Origin of the sequence: Methylomusa anaerophila, assembly GCF_003966895.1 — a bacterium.
Classification (GTDB): Bacteria; Bacillota; Negativicutes; order Sporomusales; family Sporomusaceae; genus Methylomusa; species Methylomusa anaerophila.
Window position 1 is genome coordinate 692,097 of record NZ_AP018449.1, and the last position, 26,611, is coordinate 718,707.

The 26,611-nt window shown below is 49.2% G+C and carries 28 protein-coding genes and 3 tRNA genes; all 31 read right to left on the reverse strand.

Features of this window, described 5'->3' with window-relative positions:
* Nucleotides 1–306 precede the first annotated feature (306 nt).
* The 31 genes from MAMMFC1_RS03080 to MAMMFC1_RS03230 all read right to left on the reverse strand — a co-directional run bounded on the left by MAMMFC1_RS03080 (nucleotide 307) and on the right by MAMMFC1_RS03230 (nucleotide 26,471).
* Nucleotides 307–567, reverse strand: a complete 261-nt coding sequence (locus tag MAMMFC1_RS03080; protein WP_126306390.1) for a Txe/YoeB family addiction module toxin — start codon at nucleotides 565–567, stop codon at nucleotides 307–309.
* Entirely contained in the window at nucleotides 564–827 is a 264-nt protein-coding gene (locus MAMMFC1_RS03085; protein WP_126306392.1) for a type II toxin-antitoxin system RelB/DinJ family antitoxin, read from the reverse strand. The genes MAMMFC1_RS03080 and MAMMFC1_RS03085 overlap by 4 nt, the downstream gene beginning before the upstream one ends.
* A 178-nt stretch (nucleotides 828–1,005) precedes the next feature.
* A complete protein-coding gene (locus MAMMFC1_RS22575; RefSeq protein WP_269471859.1) occupies nucleotides 1,006–1,137 on the reverse strand; it encodes a hypothetical protein in 132 nt (43 codons plus the stop codon).
* Nucleotides 1,138–1,565: 428 nt separating this feature from the next.
* Nucleotides 1,566–1,641: transfer RNA gene (locus tag MAMMFC1_RS03095), tRNA-Arg, on the reverse strand.
* Between the two features lie 16 nt (nucleotides 1,642–1,657).
* Nucleotides 1,658–1,731, reverse strand: a tRNA-Gly gene (locus tag MAMMFC1_RS03100).
* A 19-nt stretch (nucleotides 1,732–1,750) separates the two neighbouring features.
* Nucleotides 1,751–1,827 (reverse strand) — tRNA-Pro (locus tag MAMMFC1_RS03105).
* A 134-nt stretch (nucleotides 1,828–1,961) separates the two neighbouring features.
* A complete protein-coding gene (gene citC, locus MAMMFC1_RS03110) occupies nucleotides 1,962–3,074 on the reverse strand; it encodes a [citrate (pro-3S)-lyase] ligase (protein WP_232035633.1) in 1,113 nt (370 codons plus the stop codon).
* Between the two features lie 187 nt (nucleotides 3,075–3,261).
* The gene (citF, locus tag MAMMFC1_RS03115) at nucleotides 3,262–4,797 is read right to left on the reverse strand and encodes a citrate lyase subunit alpha (RefSeq protein ID WP_126310413.1); all 1,536 of its coding nucleotides are present in this window, start codon (nucleotides 4,795–4,797) and stop codon (nucleotides 3,262–3,264) included.
* A gap of 8 nt (nucleotides 4,798–4,805) precedes the next feature.
* Nucleotides 4,806–5,681: an HpcH/HpaI aldolase/citrate lyase family protein gene (locus MAMMFC1_RS03120; RefSeq protein WP_126306394.1), complete on the reverse strand. Its 876-nt coding sequence runs from the start codon at nucleotides 5,679–5,681 to the stop codon at nucleotides 4,806–4,808.
* A complete protein-coding gene (gene citD / locus MAMMFC1_RS03125) occupies nucleotides 5,681–5,974 on the reverse strand; it encodes a citrate lyase acyl carrier protein (protein ID WP_126306396.1) in 294 nt (97 codons plus the stop codon). Before citD ends, MAMMFC1_RS03120 begins: the two co-directional genes overlap by 1 nt.
* A gap of 114 nt (nucleotides 5,975–6,088) precedes the next feature.
* Nucleotides 6,089–7,024, reverse strand: coding sequence for an alanyl-tRNA editing protein (locus tag MAMMFC1_RS03130; RefSeq protein WP_232035634.1), 936 nt, complete (start codon nucleotides 7,022–7,024; stop codon nucleotides 6,089–6,091).
* A gap of 384 nt (nucleotides 7,025–7,408) precedes the next feature.
* Complete coding sequence (locus tag MAMMFC1_RS03135) at nucleotides 7,409–8,653, reverse strand: methylaspartate ammonia-lyase (protein ID WP_126306398.1); 1,245 nt, start codon at nucleotides 8,651–8,653, stop codon at nucleotides 7,409–7,411.
* Nucleotides 8,654–8,848: 195 nt separating this feature from the next.
* On the reverse strand, nucleotides 8,849–10,300 hold the full coding sequence (locus MAMMFC1_RS03140) for a methylaspartate mutase subunit E (RefSeq protein ID WP_126306400.1): 1,452 nt from the start codon (nucleotides 10,298–10,300) through the stop codon (nucleotides 8,849–8,851).
* Nucleotides 10,301–10,314: 14 nt separating this feature from the next.
* Nucleotides 10,315–11,697, reverse strand: a complete 1,383-nt coding sequence (glmL, locus tag MAMMFC1_RS03145) for a methylaspartate mutase accessory protein GlmL (protein ID WP_126306402.1) — start codon at nucleotides 11,695–11,697, stop codon at nucleotides 10,315–10,317.
* A complete protein-coding gene (gene glmS / locus MAMMFC1_RS03150; protein ID WP_174234359.1) occupies nucleotides 11,694–12,128 on the reverse strand; it encodes a methylaspartate mutase subunit S in 435 nt (144 codons plus the stop codon). The genes glmL and glmS overlap by 4 nt, the downstream gene beginning before the upstream one ends.
* Entirely contained in the window at nucleotides 12,128–13,111 is a 984-nt protein-coding gene (locus MAMMFC1_RS03155) for a GntR family transcriptional regulator (protein ID WP_126306406.1), read from the reverse strand. The genes glmS and MAMMFC1_RS03155 overlap by 1 nt, the downstream gene beginning before the upstream one ends.
* A 176-nt stretch (nucleotides 13,112–13,287) precedes the next feature.
* Complete coding sequence (locus MAMMFC1_RS03160; protein WP_126306408.1) at nucleotides 13,288–13,716, reverse strand: RDD family protein; 429 nt, start codon at nucleotides 13,714–13,716, stop codon at nucleotides 13,288–13,290.
* Between the two features lie 126 nt (nucleotides 13,717–13,842).
* Nucleotides 13,843–14,328, reverse strand: a complete 486-nt coding sequence (locus MAMMFC1_RS03165) for a metallophosphoesterase family protein (protein ID WP_126306410.1) — start codon at nucleotides 14,326–14,328, stop codon at nucleotides 13,843–13,845.
* Nucleotides 14,325–14,942, reverse strand: a complete 618-nt coding sequence (locus tag MAMMFC1_RS03170; protein ID WP_408631223.1) for an XTP/dITP diphosphatase — start codon at nucleotides 14,940–14,942, stop codon at nucleotides 14,325–14,327. Before MAMMFC1_RS03170 ends, MAMMFC1_RS03165 begins: the two co-directional genes overlap by 4 nt.
* Nucleotides 14,943–14,957: 15 nt before the next feature.
* Nucleotides 14,958–15,701, reverse strand: a complete 744-nt coding sequence (gene rph / locus MAMMFC1_RS03175) for a ribonuclease PH (protein ID WP_126306412.1) — start codon at nucleotides 15,699–15,701, stop codon at nucleotides 14,958–14,960.
* A gap of 58 nt (nucleotides 15,702–15,759) precedes the next feature.
* Nucleotides 15,760–17,082 carry a histone deacetylase family protein gene (locus tag MAMMFC1_RS03180; protein WP_126306414.1) on the reverse strand — a complete coding sequence of 441 codons (1,323 nt, stop codon included), beginning with the start codon at nucleotides 17,080–17,082 and terminating at the stop codon, nucleotides 15,760–15,762.
* A complete protein-coding gene (locus tag MAMMFC1_RS03185) occupies nucleotides 17,079–18,815 on the reverse strand; it encodes a hydantoinase/oxoprolinase family protein (protein ID WP_232035635.1) in 1,737 nt (578 codons plus the stop codon). Before MAMMFC1_RS03185 ends, MAMMFC1_RS03180 begins: the two co-directional genes overlap by 4 nt.
* Nucleotides 18,778–19,533 (reverse strand): acyl-CoA dehydratase activase, encoded by a 756-nt coding sequence (locus tag MAMMFC1_RS03190; RefSeq protein WP_126306418.1) that lies wholly within the window; start codon nucleotides 19,531–19,533, stop codon nucleotides 18,778–18,780. The genes MAMMFC1_RS03185 and MAMMFC1_RS03190 overlap by 38 nt, the downstream gene beginning before the upstream one ends.
* A gap of 20 nt (nucleotides 19,534–19,553) precedes the next feature.
* Nucleotides 19,554–20,555 carry a 2-hydroxyacyl-CoA dehydratase family protein gene (locus MAMMFC1_RS03195; protein WP_126306419.1) on the reverse strand — a complete coding sequence of 334 codons (1,002 nt, stop codon included), beginning with the start codon at nucleotides 20,553–20,555 and terminating at the stop codon, nucleotides 19,554–19,556.
* A 73-nt stretch (nucleotides 20,556–20,628) separates the two neighbouring features.
* A complete protein-coding gene (locus MAMMFC1_RS03200) occupies nucleotides 20,629–21,339 on the reverse strand; it encodes a coenzyme F420-0:L-glutamate ligase (RefSeq protein WP_408631224.1) in 711 nt (236 codons plus the stop codon).
* Between the two features lie 12 nt (nucleotides 21,340–21,351).
* Nucleotides 21,352–21,903, reverse strand: a complete 552-nt coding sequence (locus tag MAMMFC1_RS03205) for a hypothetical protein (protein WP_126306421.1) — start codon at nucleotides 21,901–21,903, stop codon at nucleotides 21,352–21,354.
* Nucleotides 21,904–21,961: 58 nt separating this feature from the next.
* Nucleotides 21,962–22,792 carry a glutamate racemase gene (murI, locus tag MAMMFC1_RS03210; protein WP_126306423.1) on the reverse strand — a complete coding sequence of 277 codons (831 nt, stop codon included), beginning with the start codon at nucleotides 22,790–22,792 and terminating at the stop codon, nucleotides 21,962–21,964.
* Between the two features lie 77 nt (nucleotides 22,793–22,869).
* Nucleotides 22,870–23,277 carry an acyl-CoA thioesterase gene (locus tag MAMMFC1_RS03215; RefSeq protein WP_126306424.1) on the reverse strand — a complete coding sequence of 136 codons (408 nt, stop codon included), beginning with the start codon at nucleotides 23,275–23,277 and terminating at the stop codon, nucleotides 22,870–22,872.
* A 352-nt stretch (nucleotides 23,278–23,629) separates the two neighbouring features.
* Nucleotides 23,630–23,845: an STAS-like domain-containing protein gene (locus MAMMFC1_RS22825; RefSeq protein WP_126310417.1), complete on the reverse strand. Its 216-nt coding sequence runs from the start codon at nucleotides 23,843–23,845 to the stop codon at nucleotides 23,630–23,632.
* The gene (locus tag MAMMFC1_RS03225; protein ID WP_145987603.1) at nucleotides 23,829–24,233 is read right to left on the reverse strand and encodes a hypothetical protein; all 405 of its coding nucleotides are present in this window, start codon (nucleotides 24,231–24,233) and stop codon (nucleotides 23,829–23,831) included. The genes MAMMFC1_RS22825 and MAMMFC1_RS03225 overlap by 17 nt, the downstream gene beginning before the upstream one ends.
* Nucleotides 24,234–24,785: 552 nt before the next feature.
* Nucleotides 24,786–26,471, reverse strand: coding sequence for a methyl-accepting chemotaxis protein (locus MAMMFC1_RS03230; RefSeq protein ID WP_126306428.1), 1,686 nt, complete (start codon nucleotides 26,469–26,471; stop codon nucleotides 24,786–24,788).
* Nucleotides 26,472–26,611 lie beyond the last annotated feature (140 nt).

Here is a 26,611-nt window from a genome sequence, read left to right on the forward strand (position 1 = left end):
GCAGAACAGCAGATATTATGGCGGGGATATTAGCCGACAGTACAGCCAAAGGTAAAGAAATATTGGAGAAACAAAAAAAGCAGGCCAAATAGCCTGCTTAAATTTTTGATATCTTTAGTGTTTATTTGAGGTGTTTTTCAAAAATAAACACTAAATAAGCACTATAATTTACATAACTAAAGGGCCTGCATGTCCTGCAAACCCTTAATTTACCTGGCGCGCCTGGCACGACTCGAACGTAAAAAATAGTCCTCTCCCTGGTGATGGTAACGCTAAGGAAAGGACTATAATATTCTGTTTTTGCAACTAATCATCATAATGGCCTTTGCATGAAAGAATCTCTATAATTTCGCCGCTTATCCGATAGACAAGTCTGTTTGTTTCATCAATGCGCCTACTCCAAAAACCACTTAAATCTCCTCTTAGCAGTTCCGGCTTCCCGATACCATCATAGTTGCCGCGTTCTATGTCTTTTAGCAAAGAATTGATACGTTTTACTGCCTTTTTGTCCTCTCCCTGCCAATAGATATAGTCCGTCCATGCTTCATCAAACCAGATTTTCTTCATTCACCATCTGCCTCAATAAGCTCATGTTCCACGCCCTGGCCCGCGTTCAGTGCTTGCACGCCGCGCCGCAAATGTGCCATGTTGCTGTCAGAATAAAAAGGATCAATGGAAACGTCAAAGGGTATTCGTTTTTCTCTGGTTACTTTTTTTGCAAAAATAGTGAAGGCTGTTGTCATGTTCATTCCCAGTTCGTTACAAGTCTGCTCCAAATTCTTCTTTAATTCTTCATCCATGCGGATATTTACAAGTGCTTGTGCCATTATAAAATCACCCCTTTCATGTAATTATCATAGCACAATATAAAGACATTGTAAAGACTATGTATTTATATTGCTCGGTTTTTAATATATTATACTGGAGAAAACTTTCCTCATTATCATTCCATTTCCTGAAAGAAGCTGTCCACACTCTGCGGCTTCGCCGGTATTTTGCCAGCGGTCATGTCGCGGGCTTCTCCTGGATGGCTTCTTCCGTCTCCTTGTTGTGCTTGCCTATATCCATTTTATCAAGAGCAGCAATAGCCGTCTGCTGCATATCGGGCATTAAGTGGCTATAGGTGTCCAATGTCATATTTACAGTGCTGTGACCTAACCGCTCAGATAGGACCTGATATTTACCCCTTGCTTTAAAAGTAGTGTGGCGTGAGTATGGCGCTTATGGAGAGCTCCCCATAAGCGCCATATGGCGGCTAGCTACCTCAAAAAAGCAACGTAGACATTAGAAGAACGGTAAGCGGCAAACTTGGGCACGCCGAAACCTCTACTACGACAGATATTTATGCTCATGTGATTCAATCAGCGGAACAGCAGACATTATGGAGGGAATAATAGCGGACAGTAAAGCCCAAGGGAAAGAGATATTGGAGAAACAAAAAAAGCAGGCCGAATAGCCTGCTTAACTTTTTATATCTTCAGTATTCTTTTGGGTTATTTTTAAGTAATAAACGGCAACTTCACATAATTAAAAGGTCTGCATACCCCGCAGACCCCCGTAAATTCTGGCGCGCCTGGCACGACTCGAACGTGCGACCAACCGCTTAGAAGGCGGTTGCTCTATCCGCTGAGCTACAGGCGCATAAGTTGCAATGAAATGGAGCGGGTGAAGGGAATCGAACCCTCGTAGCTAGCTTGGAAGGCTAGTGCTCTACCATTGAGCTACACCCGCACGTATTCGTCGGTGAAACTGGTCGGAGCGGCAGGATTCGAACCTGCGACCCCCTGGTCCCAAGCCAGGTACTCTACCAAACTGAGCCACGCCCCGTTCAGCGACATAGATTATTATACATGAGTTTTCCCATGGATGTCAAGATTCCTGATAGAAAAGCGATGGAAAATCCAATTTTACAAAAAATTTTATTGTATAAATTTTTTCGGCGGACATATGGTGGCTGCGGCCTAATGGCGGGCGTTGCTTCCTTTAATTTTGTCAATAACTGGTTTAGCTTCTTCTGAAACAAGATACCGATAGGTGGTATCCGGCACAAGGTGTTTGATCCTGTCCCAGTCTTCGGAGCGGATTAGCTCGCGCACCTGCGAAGCGCTTATTGCTTCTCCGTTGAAGGTGATGCGCGGCATAACCTTAACTGCGATACCGTATTGAGGCAATATATCGTTTAAGGCCTGATTATAGGCACGGGTAACAGGGCAATAGGGTTCTTCACCTACATAGCGTTTGGTTACTTTCAGCGCCGGAGCGATATGACGGGCAAAAACGGTTGCGTCCAGCCTGGTCTGGGCGTCAATGGTGGCGGTACCTTTAGTAAAGTACCCAGGAAATGTCGCCGCCGATATGACGTATTTACCTCCCGGCAGCAGCAGGATATTGTCATACTCAGCCAAGCCTTCCCGCACCAGCCGCAGACGGGTAGCAAAAGGAAAAATCGATCTCTCCGTACTCACCACCATTACAATGGCGGCGGCGTTTTCCTGCGCGGCTTTGGCAATCACGGCTTTATGCCCCAAAGTAAAGGGGTTGCAATTTACCACCAAAGCCGCCCGGGGCCCTGCCGGCAAGTTTTCGGCTTGCGTTGATAGCTCCGCGCAATAATCCCGTATGGAGCCAAGACCTGCCTCCAATAGCACCACATGCGGCTCCACCCTGGCAATTTCGTTAAATCCCAACGAACCAAAAAGAACGGCTGTGTCAGGTTTGGTGTAGACAAAGTAATGATAAACGCCTTTACCGGCGGCCTCCCGCATCAGATGACTGATAACAGCGGCAGTCAAGCCTTCTCCCTGCAGGTGAGCGGCAACGGCAATGTTGCGAAATACTTCGCCGGCAATAGAACCTGTGGCAATTATCTCGTCTTCCCGGTAAAATGCCACCGTGTAGTCAAGATCTACCGCTTCAAAGGTTAAGTCAAACCGGCTTAAGAATCTCCGGACAGCTTCCGTTTCCCGGCTGCTGTTTAAATCGATTACCCGTTCTTCAAAGTCAGCCCACACCGACGTCTTCCCTCCATCAATTTTGAAGTCAAACGTACTATATTTCAGATTATTAAATGCCACAAACTATCCTCTGAGAATCTAAACGTCATAAGACAAAAAAACAGAACCACAGAGACGCTGAGGACACAGAGGGACACAGAGAAAAGATAACGAAGAGCGTTAAAAAAACATAAATAATTAATCCCTCTGCGTTCCTCTGCGCCCTCTGCGCCTCTGTGGTAAAACGTTCTCCATTTTCATTCCTTTTTTACACTTTGCGAACGACATCTATGATAGTGCCGTCCCTATATTCTATGACGGCGATAATCCGTTCGTCAGTTGCAATCTTGTTAGGAACCCCGGCAATTTTTTCCGCCAGCGCCTTAAGCTCAATTGCATCTCGCAGCGGCAGTCCGGCGGCGGCCAGTTTCTCTTTGAGATCGGTCCGGCGGGGATTCACGGCAACTCCTCTTTCGGTTACAAGGACATCAACTGTCTCCCCGGGAGTGGTTGCTGTCAATACTTTGTCCATAATAACAGGCAAACGGCCACGTAGCAGGTTGGCCACAACTATGGTAACTTTAGCCCCGGCGGCAGCGTCACTATGGCCGCCGGATCCGCCCATAATCACCCCATCCGAGCCGGTTACTACATTTACGTTAAAGTCAATGTCAAATTCGGTAGCGCCAAGAACCACGGCATCCAGTTTATTCACCGCACAGCCATTATTAAACGGACTAGCATAAAAGTCGGCGCCGACTTCCATGTGGTTAGGGTTTTCGGCCAGCGATCTGACTGCTGCCAAATCAAACCCTTGGACATCAATCAGACGCCGGAATAATCCCTTCGCCAGCATCTCCACCATGTAACCGGTAATTCCGCCTAAGACAAAACTGCCCGTTACACCAGCCTTTTCCATCATTTGCCGGACATAGTGGGCTGCCGCCAAAGATGCCCCGCCGGCGCCGGTCTGAAAGGAAAATCCGTCTTTGATCAGACCGGCCGCTTGAATGACTTTGGCTGTCGTCTCAGCAATTTTAAGTCCTACCGGGTCACGGGTAATCTGGGTGGTGCCGGAAACAATCCCCTGGGGATCGCCAATGGACTCCACCGTGACTATATAATCCACCCTGGTTTGGGGAATGGAAACAGGCGTCAGGGGATACTCAACCAAATGATCGGTCACCGCTACCACCCAGTCTGCATATTCAGCATCCGGATAAGCGTAGCCTAACGAGCCGCAGGCTGCCGGACCGGAAATGCCGTTCAAATTACCATAGTCATCCGCCGTCGGCGCGGCAATAAAGGCAACGTCAATTTTAAGCTGGCCACATTCAATTGCTCGCGCCCGTCCGCCATGAGTACGCAAGATAACGGGCTGGGCCAGCACACCCCGGGAGATTGCTGCCGCCACAGACCCGGACATATAGTTGGTGTCAAGCCCGGTTACCACCCCGGCTTGCATGTGATCGACCATTGGCGCATGTACTGGAAATACCGAACTTAAAGCCACCTTCAGATTCTTCAGGCCAAGTTTGGCGGCAACGGCCAGAACCATGTTTACCACGTGATCGCCGTTACGCAGGTGATGGTGAAAAGACAGGGTCATCCCATCGGTTACCGGAATGCGTTTGAACACCATCTCCAGGCTGTCGGCCAGTTTGCATTCACCCGGCTGCATCCGCTTAACTTTTGGTGCCTGACGGGTCATAGCGGGCAGGGTGGCAAAGGCGCCGTTAAATGGCCGGACAATGCCGTATCCTTCTATATATTCAGGCAATGCTCTGCCTAACGCGTTTACAATCTGCCGCATTATCCTTTTGCCTCCTCTATCATCCCCAAAAGCCGGGCCAGGTGTAATATCCGTTCGGCCCGGTTAGCGATAGGAGCATCCACCATTTTTCCGTCAAGGGATGCTACTCCCGAACCCTCGGCCTCAGCGCGGCGGATAGCTTTAATAACCCGTTCCGCCCAAGCAATTTCCTGTTCCGTAGGATTAAAGACGCTATGTATATCGTCAATTTGGCGAGGATTGATCGCCAGCTTGCCCTTAAAACCTAGCTGCTTAGCAAATTCCGTGTCTTGAATCAGTCCGGCCCTGTCGCTGGCGTCAGTGTAGGGAGTATCAATCGCTTGGATGCCAGCGGCGGCGGCGCTGTTGACCACAATTGTCCGGGCGGTGAATATTTCGCTACCTTCCTTAGTACGCTTAGCTCCCAGTCCCGCGGTATAGTCTTCCGCGCCTAAGGCCAGCGCCACAACTCGTTTGTCCGCCTGGGCAATAGGATAGGCCTCGGCAATCCCCCGGGGAGTTTCCAACAGGGCAACAATGCCTACCGGCTTTTGCCCGGGAGTTTCAGACGCGGCAATTAATGCTGCCACCTTTTGTATATCCTGCACACTCTCGACTTTCGGCACCAGCAGAGCATCCGGACGGCAAGGAACGATCATTTTGATATCTTCCAGGGCAAAGGTTTCCAGCGGGTTAATTCTTATCACTTTTTCACTGGGGCCGTAGTCTACGTTTCCAAGGGCATGGGCCACCAACAGGCGGGCCGCATCCTTTTCCCCGGGTGCGACGGCATCTTCCAAATCGAGGATGACGGCATCAGCCCCAAAAATACCACCGTTTTGCAGCATGCCGGGATTGTTTCCCGGCATAAACAGCATCGTCCGGCGAAGCTCCATTATATCATCTCCCTGCCGGCGAGGGCGCCGGCCCGTCCCAGCGCCGCCAGGGTACGGGCCCGAATGGTGCAATCCAGGGCGCCACGGTCCACAGCCTTGATATAAATATCGGTAATATCATTCTCAGTCAGGGTAGCGGTGATGGTTTGACGGATGGCTTGCCCGTATTGAGCCAATACAATACTTTCAAGTTCTATAACGATGCCGCTGCCGGGCTGACCCGGCGCCACGGTAACTACGATGTCGCTGGATTCCAAAGTACCGGCCTGGGCCGGTTTTGTTACTGTTGCCATATTATATCCTCCTAACCAGAAACTAAACATAAGCAGCGCATATTTGAACACCGCCGGCGGTAGCCGGCCGCCCAAAGTATGCGCTGCTTTTTTGGTCTAACAGAAAGAAGAGTACTATAAGTTTATTCCATTATTTAACACCGCAAATCCATCCAGATTTACCGCTGTTGTGCCCACAAGCCCGATAACCAGATAGGATTTGGTCTTTGGATCGTAAGTATAGTCATGCAGCAACCGGAAATTCTCAATTTCCTCGGTATTGCGGACATGTGTCCGCGGCCCGGAACAAGCCCAGATGTTTTTACCGATGTGAATGTGAGCCTCATCACAATAGCTGATCGGCAATCCCTCATCAATAATCTGCTTGACTTTGCGTTCCACTTCCTTAAGATCCGCCGACAGAATCATAGGATATTCAAGAACAAAGCCATGATGCACATCCCTATGCTTAAACGGCAGGATGGCCCCGTAATCTTCCACCAGCACCCGGTTGGTAAGGTCTTCGGCGGTGTGAGCCATTTTGCGGTATTGCAGCGTTTTGTTCACTACATCCCGGATTTCCTGCGGAAACGGACCAAAAACAGTGGGACGCACAACGATAACCTCGCCGCCCACACCGATCATTACGTCGGCGTTGTGTTTACGTATGGGATATAATAAATCAAAATGTTCAACAATAACCCTCTTGTCATGGGCTAAAGCTTGCTCAACAGCCTCAGCCAAAATATGCGGCTGGGTAAAAGCCATCTCAAAGCGAATATCCACGTGATAGGTATGACTGGTGAAAAAGCCGCGGTCAATATTTTTAAGCAGCGGCAATGGGCGGATATTCACCCCGTCGTCATCATTAGTAAGCTCAAGTCCGGGAAACATACCTTTGACCAGTGATGATTTTCCCGCTCCGGCATCCCCGATTATGCCAATGAGGCGGTCAAGGGGTGAAAGGTATCTTTCACTAAGCTGCTGCCCCAGCATATACATACGGTTACGGCCCCGGGGGGCAAAGTAACTGGAATACATCAACAGGTCGCCCAGGACTAATTTTTGCATAGTCATCACCCTCCCCGAACTTCCAACCATTCCCATACCCAAATTGTCCCCAGGCCATCAATTGCCACGAACTGCTTAGAAATCGTCAGGTACCGTTGCATATGAAAAAGACTTATTGTGATTATATTTGCTAATTACAGTTCGACAATCATAGTCAGACCGCCTAGGCGCGACGACGATTCTGATTTCGTTAGCTTAGCATAATAGTTTGTGCGGGGACCGGAACGCAAGCGTACTGGTTGTACGCTGGAGTGAGGACCGCAGGAGCAACGATGCACCGTCGCCTACGAGACATTCGATATGGCTCCTGGTTGGCAGTAAACAGGCTGCAAGGGCATCGGGATGGCGGTTACTAAGCAGTTCCCATCTTAATGTGAACAATTTTTACCTGCGTGACCGGCGTACGGCTAAGATCCTTTGCATTTCATTGTAGACGATCATGAAGCCTTCGTCAACGCCCATGCCCGGTTTAGCCAGCATTTGCGCCGGCTGAGTAGCCATGGCGATATGAACGCAGACCTGAGCGGAACGGTCGGTTTCGTTGCAAGTACCGCCCTGATACGCGCCTATGCCCTTTTCTTTACAGTACAAAACGGATTCGATGATATTGTTAATGCCGCCCAGATCGGGAGTCTTGATTTGTAGCATGTCGCCGGCGCGTTTATCCGCAAATAGCTTGATGTCTTCATAAGTGTTGCACCATTCGTCGGCAACAATTTCGATATTGACGCCTTCTTGTTTGCAACGGGCGGTAATAGTGGCCAGAAGCTGGATTTGCTTCTCCCGGTCTTCCACATCGACCGGCCCTTCGATGCGGAGTTTAAGGGGAGCGGCCGCTTTTTCCAGTTGACGGAAGTATTCCACCATCCGCGCAAGATTATTGTTGAAAGCAAGCCCGATTGTACCGTAGACATCAATGTGCAGTACCGGCTTGTAATCGCTGCTGGGCCGTAATTGATCAACCCGGTTTTTTAACCATTCAACGTACTCTAACAGCAGTTCACCTTTTTCCCCCAGTTTTTCCCGGACGTTATTAATAAGACCATGGGGCAACACTTGCGCACCCTTGATGATCATTTTGTCCACATTAAGGTAGCGGTCATCACCGGACTGGGTAAAAATCGGAATCTCTTTATCACTAACCTCGGTACCGTATTCTTCGGCAATAATTTCGCACATCAGGCGATGTTTAGCCTTGGCTACCGCATCCAAAACGGCTTGCGTCACGCCGTAACGCAGCGCAGTGTGAATGGGTTCGCCGCTGACATCGGCAAGATTATCGATTTCTGCGGCCAGAGACTTAAATGAGTTAAGTTCCCGGCCAATCAGGAGCGGTTTGATGTCGGTTTCGATAACCGGAATAAAGTCTTTCGCCAGAAACAGCGGGTCCCGGCCGCCGGCGCCGCTATATTGGACAGCGGCGCAGTCACCATAGGCAATTTGACCGTCTGCCAACACGAGCATAACCGATACAGCTTCACCGGCTTGACGAACCGAGGAAAAACCAGCGGTTACAGGCTTGCCAAGATAGGTAAACCCCTCGTGTTCGGCCCCCTGTTTAATGGCGCGTTGATCGTCGAAATAAAAACCGGTACGACCTTTGGCACAAATTAAGTCGATGATTTTCACAGTATCCTCTCCTACAACCTTAAATTCGGGAGGCTGGTTCAAAATGTTCAGATGCTAGGCGTGACGACGATTCTGTGTAGGATATTCTCTGGCATCAGTTTGTGCGGGGACGCGAACGGAACAGTACAGAGCGAAGTACGTGGAGTGAGCGCCCGCAGGAGCAACAACGCAGATGGGCGTTTTGAACCAGCCTCGTTAGCGCGGACGTCCTACCAGCCTGCCCTTGGAAATAGCATAGATATCGTCAATTACCATTTGAAAACTGGGATCGCGGCCTTCCGCCTTGGCCCGCTCATTGATCTTATCGTGATGGAAGGCAATAAGATCAGGAGTAAAAGGAAGGTTGCCGACGTCAAACAGTCGCACAGCGCCGTTGTTATCCCGGGCCGGCAGAATTTTATTCAGAGAATATTTGCTGGGAGCGAAGGGTACATCGAGCACACCGGCGGCAAAAGCGCGCACCGCCCCCAGCGCATAGTCGCCTTGTCCCAGTTCAACCACTTTATTGAGGATGCAGCGGGCTTCAGCTTTGATGATATTGATTTCATCTTCCAGTTCTTTCGTTGCCGGCAAGGCTTGGTCGCTAAGCATGCTAATGAGCTGTTTCGTCGCCTTAAGGCCTTGAGCATTGGCTTCCTTGGTTGGAATACCGAGAGCTTCGTGAGGAGTTTTTACAATAACTTTCGTTGCCTTCGCCAAACCGGCAGTGGCGGCGCCCCAGGAAATAACCCCGAAAGCTTTGGACTCATCTTGCGGAAAACCACCCATCCATTGATGGAATACGGTAGTCAGGATGCAGTCGGCGCAACTGTGTTTGGAAAAATATTCTTCCGCCAGTTGTTCCAATGCTTGAATGGCTGCAACATCTTGCAGCAGATTGCCGCACTGGCCGTACCCCAGGGTAAGGTTTTTAACACCTTGCTCAACCGCCAGCAGCCCTTCAATTACCGCCACAGAATGAGAAATGCTGGGAGGTACAAGCGTACCGGTCAACGGCCCGAAGGGCTCCCGGTTTATTTCAATACCGTGTTCAGCATAAAGACCTACCAGGCGATCGCAATATTGCCAGTCGAGAATGGTCTTTTCGAGAGAAACTTCCTTGGCATAAGGGATGTTGTAAGAGATGCCGCCGCCTTCATAAGAGGTGTAACCGGCCGCTAAAGTAATTTCGGCTAAGAGACGGGCATCAGGAGTACCGTGACGCACTTGCAGCGGCGCATTGACACTTTCGACAACGCGACGCACGCCGGCCACACCGTGGTTGACAGCCGGAAACCCATTTAACAGGGAACGGCCGGCTTTTAAACTCTCTTCAATGCCGTTTTGCGCCTCTTTATATTGGTTTTGCCGGGTGTAGCTGTCAATGGTGGTAGGCAATAAATCAGCCTCGCCTTCGGTCAGAAGGTAGTTTAAAAGCTTGATATGCTCGTCAATCAGGGCAACGCCGGCCCGGGGCTGAGTCAGAGTCTCGCCGTTTTTTTTGGCTTTGACCAGGCGTTTGGCAAATTGCCGTTTTGCGGGAATGGCTTCGTGATACTTTACTGCTGCAGCAAAATCAACCTCCTTACCTGTAGGCCAATGATTCAGAACTTCTTGCCGCACTGCATTGAATTGATCATGAGTCCACTGCCTGTTTTTCAATTCCATCTATGTAACCTCCATCAAATTTCCGTAATATATTTTTTCATCATTCGCACGGCAACTGCCGGATATTCTTCGCCCAGCAAACCCATGGATGCCATGATGTAATCCTTGTCGATCATGAATACCGGCTTCATTGGTTTTAATATCTGGGGATAAGACCGGTCAAACATAATGCCCTGCAATATTTCCGCCGGTGCAGGATTATTGATGATAACCCCGCCGGTTCCTACCACCACGGTCACCTGGGTTAAATCTTTTCCGGTTTGAATATACGTCTGGCCCATAGGAGAAAAGACTTCAGCGATCCGGCCTACGTGGCGGTCGGCGCTTAACCGGACACAGGCCCGCCCCATGGCGATTTCCAGTTTGGCCTCGGATTCATTTTGCGGCAAATACTTAATGTCCGCCGCAACTTTTTCTATGTATTCCGTTACCGCTTGTTCAGCAACGCCCGCGTAACCGGCGATCATCTCCGCCCCGGCGGCTTTGAGCAAAGCGGCAGCACTATACCGCATTCCCAGGTCGCCTTCAACCGTGCGCTTGCCAAAAGGTTCCGGCAATCCTTGCAGGACAACTCCCGGCTTGGCAGGATTTCCCTTGGCTATAGAGTAGACATCCGTTGTCGCTCCCCCAATATCCACTGCCATCAGATCGCCCAGGCCGGCTTCCCCGCCGCCGCCTCGGCCAAATAGTTCAGCGGCTCTAAGCACTGCCGCCGGAGTTGGCATAACCATCTTGTCTACGATTTGGTTAGCTTTGTTTAATCCTTTGGCTTCGACAATCCGGCGTAAAAATACGTCACGAACAGCATTCCTGGCCGGCTCGATATTGAGCTCATCCAGTTTGGGCATAACGTTTTCTGTGGTCACAACTTCAGACATTTTGGCCGCTAAAATCTTGACGACGGTTGGAGCAACAGATTTGTTGCCGGCTACTACTACCGGTATATCTAAGTTTAATTCCGCCAGCATGCTGGCGTTGTGAAGAATGACTTTCTGGTTGCCGCCGTCGGTGCCGCCGGCCAACAGCAGAATATCCGGCTTTAGAAGAGCGATTTCATCCATTTCATACTCGCTTAATTCATGGGAAAATACTTTCAATACTCTGGCGCCGGCACCTAGAGCCGCTCTTTTAGCTGCCTCCGCCGTCATTTCAGGCACCAGTCCGATGGCGATCATTTTGAGTCCGCCGGCAGCGCTGGAGCAGCCCAATACTTTGGAGAATTCAAGTTTACCGGTGTAAATAAATAAATGCTCCAGGGCCTGATTGAGGCCATCTGTTATATCCGTTTCAACGGTAGTGATCCCGCTGGCGGTGCCTAACACCACCTCCTGCCCCAGGTCTACCGCCGTAATTTTTGTATACGTACTGCCAAAGTCGATGAGCAATATATTGTTCACATCAAAGACTCCTTACTCCTTGCCGTTAAGTCCTCTTGCAAGTCGGCGATTACTTTACCGGGCAGCGTACCGGGTGCATACACCCGGTCAAAACCCATGTCCTGGAATTTATTAGCCACTCCGCTAAAATCGGTTTTACCCACAACCAGGTTACCGCCGACGTATAACAGGATATCGTCTATTCCGGCTTCCCGGCAGCGGTCTCTTAACCCGCGACAGTCAATTTCGCCGTGACCGTAAAGGGAAGCTACCAAAATGGCTTGGGCGTCAGTTTCAATGGCGGCGTTCACAAAATCCTGCTGCGGCACCAAGACACCCAGGTTAATCACCTCAAATCCCGCCGCTGTAAGAGCATAGTCCAGAATTTTGTTGCCGACGGCGTGACAGTCAGCGCCGATTACTCCTAATACAACCTTTACTTTCTTCTCCATCACATCTGCTCCTTTGCCTTCTGCGTTTCCGACGCCAACCGGCTTATAACCTGTTGGAGCGATCCCTGATCCATTTCATAATAAAAGGTGATGATTTCTTTCGCTTCGTCAGCTACCTGCCGCACCGGCCGTTCAGTGGCTTCTGCGACAATAATAACGGGATGGTTTTGGACAAATTGCCGCAATTCTTCGTCACTGCCATCTATGAATGAAGTAAGGTTGATACCGCCACAACCGGTTCTCACAAGCAAATGTTGGATGGTAGCAGCAAACTCGGAGCTTTTTGCTACAACTCCCGCCTTGGTTCCCAACGGTAAACGGGCTAATTTGATAACTGCTTCCAGGTTCGGCATGACGGACACAGTCATTAGCCTGCCGGAATTATTGAAAATACGGGATACGTCCGGCTGATGCTCTACTGTGGTGATGACAAGGTCGCACGCGGTTAAAAGATCGGCTTTTACCTTTCCTGACAAAAGTTCGGATAATATCACTGTCTCAAACCGTGCCTGCACAATTTGTCCGATTTGAGCAATGAAGCGCTGAATATACTCTAATGTACAGTCCACAATTGCAACCCGCAGTTGGCGGACAGATTCGGCTTTTTCCTTAGCCCTGATACTAGCTATCGCGGCAAACTGATCGACGGTGAACCCTAGTTCAATTACCTGGGCCATAGCGGCGTCAATTACTTTGAGCACCCGCTCCAGCCGGCTCCCGGTAATCTCGCCGTAAGACATGGCCAAGTCGGCAGGCTGCTCCCGTACGAAAGTACCCCGGCCTTGTTTTGACGCAAGGACACCTTCCAGCAGCAGTTCCTTATAAGCTGAACTTACCGTATTGCGGCTAATCCCCAGCTCCTCGGCCAGGTAACGTTCAGTAGGCAGCCTGTCCCCGGCGCGATATTGGCCTGTATTAATTTTTTCTAAGATATAAGCTTTAACTTGTAAATAAATCGGAACTCCCAGCTTATGGATAATCATCTTCCTTTATTCCTTATAATTGGATTAATCCATTAATCCAATATTCGATACGCTAATATTATCGCATATTGTATACAAGAAATCAACATTTTCGGCTAAAGAAAAAGGGGGATAAGAAAACTTTGGCCTGCGGTACTATCTTGCCAATCGCAGGCCTATCGTATCCTTATCATTTATCATTTGATTTTCAGCACTATGGTTTCAGCCACCTGGTCGCCTAATCTCTGATTCCGCGTCGAAAACCAGACAATCAAGGCCCCGACCAAATACCCGCCAAAACCATCCACCAACCGGCACACTGTCCGAATTATAGCGGCCTTCATATCACAAGGGTAACCGTTGGTTTTCACAACTCTCAATCCGAGAACCAGTTTACCGGGAGTCGCGCCAATGGTTCCTTCCAGCAGCGTATAATACGTCATACCCAGAAGCAGTGAGTAGAAATAGGGAAGTCCCTGTAGTTCGATACCGTTTGCGGTTGTGTTCCCGCACAATATTAGCAGTATATAGGTAAACACCGTCAAGACAAAAACGTCAATAATCGTAGCCACGGCACGAATGCCAACGCCGGCGCCGGCAGTGGGCACGGCGATTCTTTTCTCCATGTCATATCACCTCTCTTTTTGCATATAGCAAGAGTTATCAGATTGAACTTTTTTCATAATGTCAATATATGCAAATGAACTGAGAAAGGTAACAAATATAAAAACCCTCACCCAGCCGGTGAAGGTTCAATACAAATACAAACTAATGATGTCTGCCTCAATACGCTTGTCCGGATGAATAGTAATAATGCCGAAACTTGGCGGATAACCACCGCGCGGAACCGAAGGGCTGCCGGGATTAAATAGCAGAATTCCGTCATGCCGGCTATTATAAGGGACATGTGTATGTCCGAAGACTACAATGCCGGCCTCATACTGGCGGCCCCAATAAGCAAGTTCCTCCAGATCCCATTTTACTTGAAAACGGTTACCATGAGTAAGCCAAATATCCACGCCGCCAACATGAATGAATTCATCAACTTTACCAGTCATATTGCGGTCGCAGTTACCGGCAACGGCAGTTACCGGCAAACCGGTTATCTTAGCAAGATAATACCCGTCCTGACAATAGTCGCCGGCATGAAGCCAATGGTCAATATCGCCGGCAACGGAGATCGCCCTGTTTATGGACGACGTATCACCATGAGTATCACTGATAACGCCAATCCTCATTGCCGGTCCTCCACCATTTTTCGGACCAGGGTTTGCAATGCCTTGCCCCGATGACTGATAGCATTTTTGTCCGCCGCCGAAAGCTCGGCCATCGTTCGTCCCAGTTCGGGAACCATAAACAAGGGATCATAGCCGAAGCCATTCTCGCCGCGGGGCGCAAAAAGTATGATGCCTTCTATCGTTCCGGCCGCAGTAAGCAAAATGTCTTCACCGTCGGCGACAGCGAGCACACAGCGGAATCTGGCCGTTCTTTCGCCTTCGCTTACTCCTTCCAGCTCTTGCAGCAGCTTGTTGTTATTCGCCGCGTCACTGGCGTTCGCGCCGGCGAAACGAGCCGAATAAACTCCCGGAGCGCCGCCGAGAATATCCATTTCCAGACCGGAATCGTCAGCCAGACAGGGCTTTCCGGTTTTTAGTGAGTAATACCGTGCTTTGTCGCAAGCATTTTCCAGGAAGGTAGCGCCGGTTTCGGGAGCTTCCGGGATATCGCCGAATTCTTCAAGAGACAAAACGTCTACGTTAATCTCAGATAGTACCCGCCTGATTTCGTTAATCTTGCCGGCGTTCTTGCTGGCAACAACCAGTTGGGTAATTCTGTTCTTTATAGCAGCCACCCCCCTTACTATCGCTTAACCTTCCCGGCCGACTTTCCACACCAATTGACCAAGGGCATCTTTCTGAAAGTTAAACAAGACTTCAATGCCCTCCTGGCCAACAGCCAGCATTTCTGCCAAGTGTTCTTTGCTAAACGGGCTTTTTTCCCCCGTTCCCTGCACTTCGACAAACTGTCCGTTGCCTGTCATCACCAAATTCATATCTACGATTGCCGTACAATCTTCGGCATAGCACAAGTCCAGCTCCACTCCCTCCGGCAGAAGACCTACACTTACTGCCGCCAGAAAGTCTTTCACAGGAAATGGTTTACTGTTATCCGTCCAAAGGGAATTAACCGCGTCAACCAATGCCACGAAAGCCCCGGTAATCGCAGCTGTTCGCGTGCCTCCATCCGCTTGGATTACATCGCAATCTACCCAAATCGTTCTTTCCCCTAACGCTTTCAGATCCACGACACTGCGGAGAGATCTGCCGATTAACCGTTGGATTTCGTGAGTCCGGCCGGACTGTTTTCCTTTGCTGGCTTCCCGTATGTTCCGGACTTGAGTAGAGCGAGGTAAGAGAGAGTATTCGGCAGTTACCCAGCCTTCACCTGTTCCCTTCAGAAAGGGAGGTACTTTATCCTCAATTGTCGCAGCGCATAGGACTCTGGTATCGCCGACATCGATCAGAACGGAACCTTCCGCATATTTTAGGTAGTTGCGGGTAATTTTGACTTTACGTAGTTCATTAGCCTCACGGCCGTCTATTCTTGCCATACGGGGCCCCCTATTTTTTCGATATTTTATATAGATATTTTAATATTAATAGTATATTTTACTTCAGTTTTTCTAGCCGATCTTCCGACTTATCCTGTATATAATAATGCTGATATTCTCCTTCTTTCCTGGCCCGAACGACTGCGTCACGGGCCTCGCGACGGCATTCCGGGCAACTATTCCTAAAAATGACAGCGGCAAATGCGGATTTATGCCCGAAAGGATGTCCTGCCGCTTCCGTCGCAACGGTGAGATAGCCCTGACATTTTGGGCAAAGGCGGGCAACCTCGGTTTGGTGCTCGTCTATCCCGCTGTCGTCATAATATACGCGGCGTTTGCGGCGCCAGACACCGCCGGCCTTGGCGACGGCTTCCCGCTTAAGTTGTTCACGCTCATTCCAAATTCCCCGCCAACGGCTCACCAGTTGTTCGATATAAGCCGTAGTGCTGTCCGATTGACGGGGACATCTGGCAATATCAGGCTCTATCACCTTGCTGTAGTCCTGCCCGGCCATGGCCAGGATGATACCCACATTTACGTACGGCAAAGCATCTTCAATAGAATACCCACCTTCCAGCACGGCAATATCAGCCTTTAATTTTTCCGCCAGCTTGGCATACCCTTGCGCGGTTACAGCCATGTTGGCCAAAGGATCGCTATAATGATTATCTTGTCCGGCGGAATTGATAATTATCTCAGGTTGATAGTCTTCCAGCATAGGCAGAATGAGATTATCCAGCACGTAATGAAGTCCCTGGTCGGTTGTTCCCGGCGGTAAAGGGATATTCACGGTAGAGGCAAGCGCCCCAGGACTTCCCAGTTCTTCAACAGCCCCTGTTCCCGGATACAGAGTCCGCCCGTCTTGATGAAAAGAGATAAACAGAGTATCCGGATCATGGTAAAAAATGTCCTGCGTCCCATCGCCGTGATGAACATCAGTATCCACAATGGCAATTTTGCGGATACCATAATGCTGCCGCAAATACTCTATCATAATAGCCTCGGTGTTGATGGTGCAAAATCCTCTGGTACCATGGACAACACGCATTGAATGGTGTCCCGGCGGCCGAACCAGAGCAAACGCCCGTTTTATTTCACGACGCATAACAGCTTCGGCGGCAGTAATGGCTCCGCCGGCAGAAACTAAGTGGGCATCTGTTATCAACGAAGCAATATCCGGCACGCCGATATGTACCCGCTCCGCATCTTGAATATCGGCCATGCGCGGTTTATACTCCCGGATGGCCGGAATGTCCAGAAGCCCCTCTTCAACAATCTGATCCCGGGTGTACAACAGGCGTTCTTCCCGCTCCGGGTGGGTAGGCGAAATAGCCCAGTCAAAAGCCGGGAAAAAAACCAGCCCCAGTGAATTGGTTTTCATACTCCTGCACTCTCCTTCGCCGTTACAGTTATTAATACTCCCGGTTTAATCTGCAGCTTGCAGGTGATGATTTTGCCAACTGTATAAAACCCGCGAACGACATTAAATTCTTCTTCATACAGCCGTTCCATATCTGCCACGGCTTCAGCCATTCCACTGGCCGCCGCCCGCTCACGAAGATGGCCGGCCGCCAACGTCCAGGCAGTATCCAAAGAAAACTTCCCTTTGTCAAATTCCTGTTTGATGCCCAATTCCGGAACAGTATAATAACCTTGGGCAGTATCCGCCCGCAATGTAATTTCAGTGGTGGGACGGGCTATGGCAGCGCCGATTGCATTGGCCACCATTGCCCCCGGAGGTACAATACAAGGTACGCCAAGTTCTGCCGCTACCATCGGCGCCAATCCGCCCGCTGCTCCCCCCACTCCTAAAACCATCTGGGGCTGAAACTCCCGGCCATAGACAATATCCTCCACCTTGTACACAGGTGCAGCCGCCTGTTCTGCCAGCATATCCCGAATAGCCTGAGAGATAAGGCCGGCGGCAATTCCCAAAACTTCCCGGGCCACATCGGCAGCAGTTTGATTTGGGTTAGCTAGGCGCTGCATTGCTAACTCTGCCAGCTCGAATTCGCCATATTGGGTAAGCTCCAATAAGCGCATAGCATCGGAGACAGTCGGCTGGGCCCCCCCCAAAGCCATTGCCGGACCAAACCGCATAGGTCCGACTACGATCTGCCCATTTTCCCGCCGTACATAGCTATCACCACCGACCCCTACCGAGCGAAGCCAAAAGGATCTGACAGCAGTGGGAAAACCATTGATTCTGGCCCCCCCGGGAGCAAATAACGGCACGCCATTTTCCCATAAGGCAATATCCGTCGTTGTTCCGCCGATATCCAAAGACACCGCCTGACTTTCCGGCGCGGCCATAGCCATAACACCCAAAACACTGGCGGCAGGACCGGTAAATATGGCCTCCACCGGTACGTCCTCGGCGTGGGATAACGGCATGGTTCCACCATCAGCTTTCAAAATATATAAAGGAGCCTTAATGCCCCGGTCTGCTACCGCTTTCGTTATGGCAGCAGCGAACATTTGAAAGATTCGCCAGACAGTGGCGTTAAAATAGGCGGAGTTAGCCCGGCGGAGAAAATTCAGAGTACCGGAAACCTGTGCTCCCATAGTGACATGCTCCGGTGCGTACGTTTCCCGGACCCACCCGGCCACAAGCTGTTCCTGCGCTGGATTCCGCACGGCGAATTTTCCGGCCACGGCTAATGTCCGACAACCTTTCAGTTGCTGAACAACGTTTTCAACTTCCCTTTTGTTCGGACGGGAAACTTCTCTTCCCCGGTGATCAATGTACCCGGAAAGGATAAAAGGCTCAACCGGCAGCAAACCGGCAATATTCATTCCCGGTCCAGGTATCAATAGCAATCCTGCCGCTTCCGTCTTACCCTCGACCAACGAGTTGGTGACCACCGTCGTAGATAAGGCTACGCGCTGAATATGCGCTGGCGCAATATGTTCTAAAACTTTGTCAATGGCCTCAACTATGCCGTTTAAGAGATTTCCCTGGGTGGTAGGTTTTTTGGCAATTGCCAAAATTTTGCCGTTGTCCACAACGACTGCATCGGTGAATGTCCCACCGACATCAATTCCCAATAACATACCGTTCCCCTCTCCTTTCACTTCACTTTCGGTTATAAACCGCACAGCCAATTGCCCCATTTAACTGCGGCTGCGGCGGTACAATAACTTCCACTTTCATTTCCCCGGCAATAAAATCCCGGATGGCCGTTCCTAAAGCCACGCCGCCGGTAAAAACTAAGGTATCACTGGCGAGCGCCGACAGCATCGGTTTGATTCGTTTAAATATTGTGTAATTTACGCCGGCGGCAAGCTGAGATACAGTATATCCTTCTGCAATCTTACCGATAAGCTCCGATTCGCCGAAAATGGCGCAGGTAGCATTGAGTTCAACGGGACTTTCATTATACCGGGACAGTTCGTTGAGACTGATCCCCAGAACAGTTGCCATGTTTTCCAAATACCGGCCCGTACTGGCGGCGCATTTGTCATTGGTTTGAAAATCCACCATTTTCCCTTGGCGGACTTTAATAACCTTGCTGTCCTGTCCGCCGAGATCGAGAAGCGTAAAATCAGTACGACCGGTCTGCCATATTGCTCCCAGGACATGGGCCTTTAATTCGGGTATGATTACAGCATCAGCGATGTCAATGGTGTTCCGTCCATAGCCGGTAGCCGTTACCGCAGTGACTGCCGGCAATCCCAGCGCGCCGAAGTCCACAGCAAACCCGGACGTTTGCCTCCTGCCGTACTCGCGATAAAAAGACGCTGTTTCATAAATGCGGGTAGCGCAGATTGCCTTTTCGTCCATTACCACCAGTTTGACACTGCGGCTGCCTAGGTCTATGCCGCACCGCATATACCTTTCATCCTCCTCGCTTAACGCAGCATTTCCAGAAAGCTATCAATCCTGAGCTTAGTTCTTGCATCCAGCTTGCTGGGCTTGTCTCCTTCAATTGTCAAAACAGGAATATCCAGTTTTTCCCGCAGAATTAAGTCCTCAATCTGCCGGAAGCAGAAACTTTGTACATAGTGAATAATGCCATCCAGATTACGGCGTTCCATCTCGCTCCGGATGTCTTCAATACGGCCGAAAATACCATAGGGATAGGTATAGAGACGATACTGCTCAACAATATCCTCGGTTGCAAATGGCATGGCGAATTGGCGCTGCACCTCGTTGAACACCACCCTGGCGCCCATCGATTCAATATACGAGTATAAATCGGTAAAAATGGGCGGCACTCCCACATAACCCAGACGAAGATCCTCATTGTACTCCGGGGCGGTTGCCGCCTTGCGAATGAATTCATCGACCTCGCAGCGGTATTTCTCCACATCGCCGTTAAAGTCGCTGCAGCAAAGTTGATAAAGATGGTTATCCCAACCGCTGACAGTGTTTTCCTGCCAGGTTAACCGGTCGATTTCCGCGACTTTAGCCCGTACCGCATCAAGCTGATGCTTCACTTCCTTCACTTTATCCCAGTCGGTTCCAAGAGACTTGATGAGTTTGTCCATTTGCAGCCTGAGCAAATCATAATCCCGGTCATATGGATAAGCGAAGGGAATCGTAGCAATTCCCGCCAGCTGGTATGTCTCCATCAGAGCATGAGTATTGCTGCAGTCGCCTTGTGTCACCGCGATTATTCTGGAAATACCCAAGCCGGATAAGTTGGAATTATTATCCTTATTCACTACCGTGGCGTATAATCCTTTAATCCAGCCGCAAATATTCCGGGGATACCCGGCTTCTTCCGCCGTTTCCACCAGTCGCGACGCCCCGGGATGAGTGATAAATATATTGTTAAGATCAACAGGCTTATACCCTGCTGCCAAAATAATCTCTACCGGAACGGTAGTGGTAATGCCGATATGCTCCACAACGTCGCCTCCGCCAGATAAATAGAGAGGATAGTTTATATTCTATCCTCTGCCCGTTTAACCTGCTCTTAGTCTATTCCCTTGCCGTCACCCGTTGGGCTGCCGTACCATAATTCTTAATAATAACGATCGGTGTCTTTTGACTGGCGTTGCCAAAGGGGTTATCAATAAGTATTTGCGCCAATTGCTTGGCATTGAGCCCTTTTGATATACCCAGGACGGCGGCCCGTTTCAAATCATTGACATCGGCCACGGCGGCCCCGTAGCACCCGAATCTAGCCTTGATGGACTCCGCAACCCCGTCCGGGTCGGCCGGACCATAAACGATATGTTTATCAAAGGGAGGCATGGTGCCGGTAACATCATCAATCAGCGCCGCCTGTTCCCCCGCCAGTTCATAAAATAATCCATGCCGGCCAAAAATCTTGCCGGCCATGCCCACAAGCATGGCCCACAGGACCCGCCACTCCCCTTCGGCATTCATGGCAGCCTGCATGCCGTATACACTGGAAAGGCTTCCTTTCTGGGGCACAAAGCGGCATAAAACTCTGGCCAGAAATGAAGGCTCCAGTTCTTCCGGCCGGGTGACACGTCCCTGCGTAATAGCCACAACACTTTCCGCCACCGACACAACGTCATTGGGACCAATGCCTTCTTTAGCATATTGAGCAATAATATCCCCAATATCATCCTTGGGGGTTACAATCCGTGTCTTCACCGGTACCAACTCTAACGCCGACTCAGTCATAGTAGTCATAGTAGTCATAGTAGTCATAGTAGTCATAATGGCCCCCCCTTACGCTGCGCTGCCGGTTGCCCGGTCCAGAGCCTGTTTAATATCACCGGCAGTCATTATCAGCCTGTTTTTCGCTATGTACCAGGAACTTCGGGCCACAACCTGATAGACAATGTCAATAGCCATGTCCACAGGCAGGTTGATCATATCGTGCAAAGTTGGGACAATATCACCGTTTTTCGCTGTAAATTTAACCGTTAGGATAATGCTGCCGCCGGTTTTCTTAGGAATGATCGCTGCCTCCCAATAGCCGTCGGTACGTCCGGCCGTAGCCAAAGTAAGCCGCGATTGGACTTCCGCCCCGTCAAACTGCTCATAAGGCAACAGGTGCCTGGGATAAGCATCCATAATTGTTCCGTCCTGCGTTCCTTTATTGACAAACGGTATTATAGTAGAAAAAGCGGCACTGTCCCGAGTTAAATGATCCAGTGTAAAATTGCTGCGCTGATCGACAATAAACTCAAACTTGGCATCCCCCTGCTTGGCGATGTAAAGCCAGACAGCGAAAGCTATTCCTCCCGCCAATACCAATAAAAAAAGTAAAATTCCCATGTTGCTGCCTCCATCCTTCCAGGTATTCTCCCGCAGTTATTATAACCATCATACCATCCTAAACTTGGCATGACGAATATTCCTGCAGATTAACAAGTTCATAATTAGGTTCAGCCCCACGTAGTGCCAGGGATAAAACTTTGCCGGCAAACCTTTGAACCCGGTCTAAATCTGCCGAAAAACACAGTCGCACAGTACCTTGCCGGTTTACTGCAAGCTGCCCGTGCTTGGCCAATAGATCTCTCGCATCGACAACTGTTTCCCGGGCAGGATCAACCAGGCTGACACTTGTTCCGAGAACGCGGGTTATTATCGGGCTAATAAACGGATAATGAGTGCAACCCAATATTAGCGAGTCGATTCCAGCTTCTTTAAGGGGTACGAGATATTCCGCCACGGCCGCCTCGACCTCTGCCCCATCCAGTTTGCCCTGTTCAATAAGAGGCACGAATTTAGGACAAGCTTGCGGAAAAATGGCCGCGCCGGCGTCTATCCTTCTAATCGATCGTCCATGATAACCACTGGCTACGGTAGCCTGAGTGGCAATAACCCCAATCTGTTTGCTCCGGGTAACTTTAAGAGCTGCTTTGACCCCTGTATTTACGCCAACAGTAAAAAATGAATATGTTCTCTTAGCTTCTTCAAGTCCCAGCGCGGTCATGGTATTACAGGCGAACACCGCCATTTTGACTTTTTGCACCGTAAAAAACCGCAGTATTTCATGCATAAACATAATAATTTCGGCCGGCGGCCGAGACCCGTAAGGGGTACGGGCGGTATCACCGAAATAGATGATATCTTCACCCGGCAGCAGATTCAGCATTTCTTTGACTACTGTCAGGCCACCCAGTCCTGAATCAAACACGCCGATAGGCGCATTATTTCCCATGACGCCACCTCCCCATAAAATCTAGTGTCTCTTGGCGCCATGTATAATATGCATGGTGACCGACCATTGCCAGACTCCTATTCACGACTAAGCCCAATCATCAACTTCCCGTAGTATGGCTCAGGCAGACGAATCACTTTCCCCTGCGTATCGGCAAACACATTCTGCGTTCTGCCTGTTGCCAATAGAGCACCATCCTTCTCGCGCAATATACGAAAAGTAAAAATCATTTTGGCTTTGGATAATTCCGCCAAAGTTGCCTCAATGAGAATGGAGTCGTCAAACTTGGCAGAAGCACGGTACTGGCAACTCACATCAGTAATCGGGAAAAGTATGCCGTCAGCCATTAAATCAAGCAACAACACGCCGGCTTGTCGCAAAAATTCCACCCTGCCCATTTCAAACCAGCGAAAATAGTTGGAGTGGTGTACCACCCCCATCATATCTGTTTCCACAAAACGAACTTTTTCTCGTATGGTAATCATATTCCGTTTACTCCAACTTATTAGTTTAAGAAAAAATACCTATATCTATAAAATTCTAAAAGCATGCTGTTCGCATGCCCATTGACTTACTTATGAAAAAAGGCCGCTGGTAATCGCCGCCATGATGCATGCAAATGAATACGATAATAATTGTACTTTTATTTCATGAATTTGTCAAAATAAAATCCATTTTTATGTGTTTAACTTGTGATTACTTTAGTATATGCTTTTTTACTGTTTCTACTGTATATTGCCTTCCTTATTTCGCAACGTAATCAGTAATCCCGCTTCAGTTAATCACTCAGCAATCCTTATGAATGATCTATTTCAGGTTATTACAATAGGTTTCTTACTAATTTTCTATTCGTAATGCCTTTGTTATGACACTTGACATTGAGGCTCGAAATACCATTTTTTTCACGTCGTCCGACATATTGATCGGAAATAACTCAACCTCAGGATGGTCTAGTTTAAAAACCCGAAACAATTCGTCTGCAAAAGCTTGACCTATTGCACTGACGCCTTTGAAATCCAGAATTACTTCTCTAAATCTATCGAAGCGACGAATAAGACGTTTTTGCTTGAGACCTCGACACTAAAGAGGATTCCTCGTGCTCGACTAAACGCACAGGAATATGCGTCTTTGTAAAACCATATGAATCATCATCGTTTGCAGTAAATTCATCGAAAACCTTACTAGTCACAATATCAGAATCTTTGTATATCCACATCATGACCCAAGTCCCTTTTCTAGGCTCATCAGTTTCCAGCAAATAATCAGGGCCATTATTGCTTCCAGACAGAAACGTCAAGCCACCTGATCTTATATAAAAATTATCAAATATTCTCGATGTAAAAAATATACCTTCTCCGGAATGCTTGGCAGGGTCTGTTGTTAGTTTTCCTTTTGCTAATTCAAGAATAGCATGCTTCAGATCTTCCAACCCAAGAGCCATTTGAATTTTGTTAAATATACCTATTCCTCATCAGCTATATAGAATTCGACAGACACCGGATCATCTATTATTCAATTGTAACCTTTACTGCCCCCGAGTGGTCAATTGCATTATTAAGCATCTCCGTAAAACCATAATTGCAAGCGCTTAGAACGTTTTGAGGTAAATCCTGCAATCTCGGTAAAACTTTTTCTCGCCAAACTACATCCTCTTCTAATCCGGTTATCTGTAAACTCTAAAGCTATACGAGAGGTTTTTCGTCCTGCGAGGCGGAGGAGCCGCGCATATCGGAAATCTGCAAGGTGACGACAACGAAGCAGGGCGGAAAAAGACCGCTAAATTAGCAGAGATTTTAATGCAGATGAGGTACTAGTGTATATTATGTTGATGCATTTCGCCTTGTCACTATGTCGCCACAATTTTAAGGGACAGGGGACGGGGTTACTGTCCCTATAACATTTTTTGAGTTGTGGGATAATACACCTGTTCCTCTGTCCCGGCAGAGACTGAACAGGACCAATTGTTCTTCCGCCACATTTTTCTCCTCCCTCGCTATACGTGGAATTTTGCCACTGCCGCCTGGAGTTCCTGCGCAAGTTGCGACAACGCTTCGCTGGAAGACGCGATTTCTTCCATTGAGGCCAGTTGCTCTTCCGCCGCCACCGAGACGGTCTGTGATTCGCCTGCCGTCACTTTGCTGAGATCGTCGATCTTTCTGACCGAACCCACAATCTGTTGACTGCCACTCGCCATCTGCTGGATTGCCGCCGAAATTTCTTTTACCTGGCCTGACACCTGCGTCACCAGCGCCGCAATTTCCCGAAAGGCAGTTCCGGCCGCATTGACTACTTCAGCCCCGGTTTTCACTTCCCGCGTACCCTCGTCCATGGCTACGACGGCTTTGTCAGTATCCCCTTGGATTTCCCCGATCATCTCGGCGATTTGCTTTGCCGCTTCTTGAGACTGCTCGGCCAATTTCCGCACTTCCTCGGCAACCACCGCGAACCCCCTGCCCTGCTCGCCTGCCCGTGCCGCTTCGATGGCTGCATTCAGCGCCAAGAGATTGGTCTGTCCGGCAATGCCGGAGATGGTGTCAACGATTTGTCCGATCTCCTTGGAACGTTCGCCCAGCTTGGCTACCACCTTGGCGGACGTATTGACCGTGCTCTCAATATTCTCCATCTGACTTACAGCTTTCTCCACGGTTTTACCGCCCTCTTTAGCTTTGTTGGCAGCCTGGGCCGAATGGTCTGCTACCTGGTTGGCATTTGCCGCGACCTGCTGAATACCGGCCGACATTTGCTCCACCACGGCGGAGGCGTCGTCGGTCTCCGCCAGTTGTTCGCTGGCTCCGTTAGCTACGTTAGTAATTGACGAGGCAACCTGGTTAGCCGCCCGCGCGGATTGCTCCGAACTGGCGGTGAGTTCTTCGCTCGACGCCGCTACTTGCTCGGATGTTACCTGTACTTGCTTAATTAAGCGCCGTAGATTCTCTTTCATCGTATTAAAAGAAACCGCTAACTGACCAATCTCGTCTGAAGACTTTACTAGGACATCATCTTCTTGTAGATTCCCTTTGGCAAGTTGATTTGCGCAACCGGTAATTTTTCGAATTGGCTTCGAGATACTCCGACTCACGAATACACCAATCCCGATAGCAACAAGCGCTACAAAAAGATTTATAATCAGAAGTAATGTCTGGGCTTGTTTGGCCTTTTCTGTTTGTTCCTTTTTATCAATATCCACTAAAACTTTCACGGCTTGAACCAGTTCCTCAGAAGCTCCCATGGCGGCTCTGTATGACTTGCCCGCCTCCTGCATGTATAACCCGACATCTCCCTGGTTATTCGCTTTCTTGGCCTCGCTAGACTTCTCCGCAATAGCTTCATAGTTAGCTTTTTCCTGTTGCATCACCTGAAGACTTTTTTTCCCTTTTTCTGTTATGACTATTTCACTCAGTTGAGCCATTTTTTCATCAGATTTTTTGCGGTAATCATTAAAAGCAGTTATATCCGCTATGTCGCCCGTAAAGTTAAAGCTGCGCATGGCTACAGCCTCGTTGGCCAAATCCGCCGCAAAACCTTGCGTCAACTCCATTTTGCGCAGACTAGTATCTGTTAAAGCCTCGTATGATGTACCTATCTCGCCAATCTCTAAATAGGTAAATACGCTCATAATAACTACTAGTATGAGTACTAACAAAAAGCCACCTGTAATTTTTTTTCCGACTGTTAACATCACATTTTCTCCTCTCCCTAATTTATCATTTCTAAATCTCTCTTTAAATCTGCTGATGCCGGCCTCCAATCCTGGCTTATTTGAATTCCTTATGATACAAAACTGATTTGCAATTTATGGTAAATTCCCTATTTTCTTTA

Excerpts from the sequence above, each read along its gene's own strand:
- glmS (WP_174234359.1), bottom strand. The coding sequence starts at position 12,128 with ATGGAGAAGAAAGTAAAGGTTGTATTAGGAGTAATCGGCGCTGACTGT.
- rph (WP_126306412.1), bottom strand. The coding sequence starts at position 15,701 with ATGGCAAGAATAGACGGCCGTGAGGCTAATGAACTACGTAAAGTCAAA.
- MAMMFC1_RS03185 (WP_232035635.1), bottom strand. The coding sequence starts at position 18,815 with ATGGGGCAATTGGCTGTGCGGTTTATAACCGAAAGTGAAGTGAAAGGA.
- MAMMFC1_RS03155 (WP_126306406.1), bottom strand. The coding sequence starts at position 13,111 with ATGATTATCCATAAGCTGGGAGTTCCGATTTATTTACAAGTTAAAGCT.
- MAMMFC1_RS03205 (WP_126306421.1), bottom strand. The coding sequence starts at position 21,903 with ATGGGAATTTTACTTTTTTTATTGGTATTGGCGGGAGGAATAGCTTTC.
- MAMMFC1_RS03160 (WP_126306408.1), bottom strand. The coding sequence starts at position 13,716 with ATGGAGAAAAGAATCGCCGTGCCCACTGCCGGCGCCGGCGTTGGCATT.
- MAMMFC1_RS03200 (WP_408631224.1), bottom strand. The coding sequence starts at position 21,339 with ATGACTACTATGACTACTATGACTACTATGACTACTATGACTGAGTCG.
- MAMMFC1_RS03085 (WP_126306392.1), bottom strand. The coding sequence starts at position 827 with ATGGCACAAGCACTTGTAAATATCCGCATGGATGAAGAATTAAAGAAG.
- MAMMFC1_RS03190 (WP_126306418.1), bottom strand. The coding sequence starts at position 19,533 with ATGCGGTGCGGCATAGACCTAGGCAGCCGCAGTGTCAAACTGGTGGTA.
- citD (WP_126306396.1), bottom strand. The coding sequence starts at position 5,974 with ATGGCAACAGTAACAAAACCGGCCCAGGCCGGTACTTTGGAATCCAGC.
- MAMMFC1_RS03140 (WP_126306400.1), bottom strand. The coding sequence starts at position 10,300 with ATGGAATTGAAAAACAGGCAGTGGACTCATGATCAATTCAATGCAGTG.
- MAMMFC1_RS03130 (WP_232035634.1), bottom strand. The coding sequence starts at position 7,024 with ATGCAAAAATTAGTCCTGGGCGACCTGTTGATGTATTCCAGTTACTTT.
- MAMMFC1_RS03165 (WP_126306410.1), bottom strand. The coding sequence starts at position 14,328 with ATGAGGATTGGCGTTATCAGTGATACTCATGGTGATACGTCGTCCATA.
- MAMMFC1_RS03230 (WP_126306428.1), bottom strand. The coding sequence starts at position 26,471 with ATGTTAACAGTCGGAAAAAAAATTACAGGTGGCTTTTTGTTAGTACTC.
- MAMMFC1_RS22575 (WP_269471859.1), bottom strand. The coding sequence starts at position 1,137 with ATGACATTGGACACCTATAGCCACTTAATGCCCGATATGCAGCAGACG.
- MAMMFC1_RS03120 (WP_126306394.1), bottom strand. The coding sequence starts at position 5,681 with ATGGAGCTTCGCCGGACGATGCTGTTTATGCCGGGAAACAATCCCGGC.
- MAMMFC1_RS03180 (WP_126306414.1), bottom strand. The coding sequence starts at position 17,082 with ATGAAAACCAATTCACTGGGGCTGGTTTTTTTCCCGGCTTTTGACTGG.
- MAMMFC1_RS03225 (WP_145987603.1), bottom strand. The coding sequence starts at position 24,233 with ATGGCTCTTGGGTTGGAAGATCTGAAGCATGCTATTCTTGAATTAGCA.
- MAMMFC1_RS03080 (WP_126306390.1), bottom strand. The coding sequence starts at position 567 with ATGAAGAAAATCTGGTTTGATGAAGCATGGACGGACTATATCTATTGG.
- MAMMFC1_RS03215 (WP_126306424.1), bottom strand. The coding sequence starts at position 23,277 with ATGATTACCATACGAGAAAAAGTTCGTTTTGTGGAAACAGATATGATG.
- murI (WP_126306423.1), bottom strand. The coding sequence starts at position 22,792 with ATGGGAAATAATGCGCCTATCGGCGTGTTTGATTCAGGACTGGGTGGC.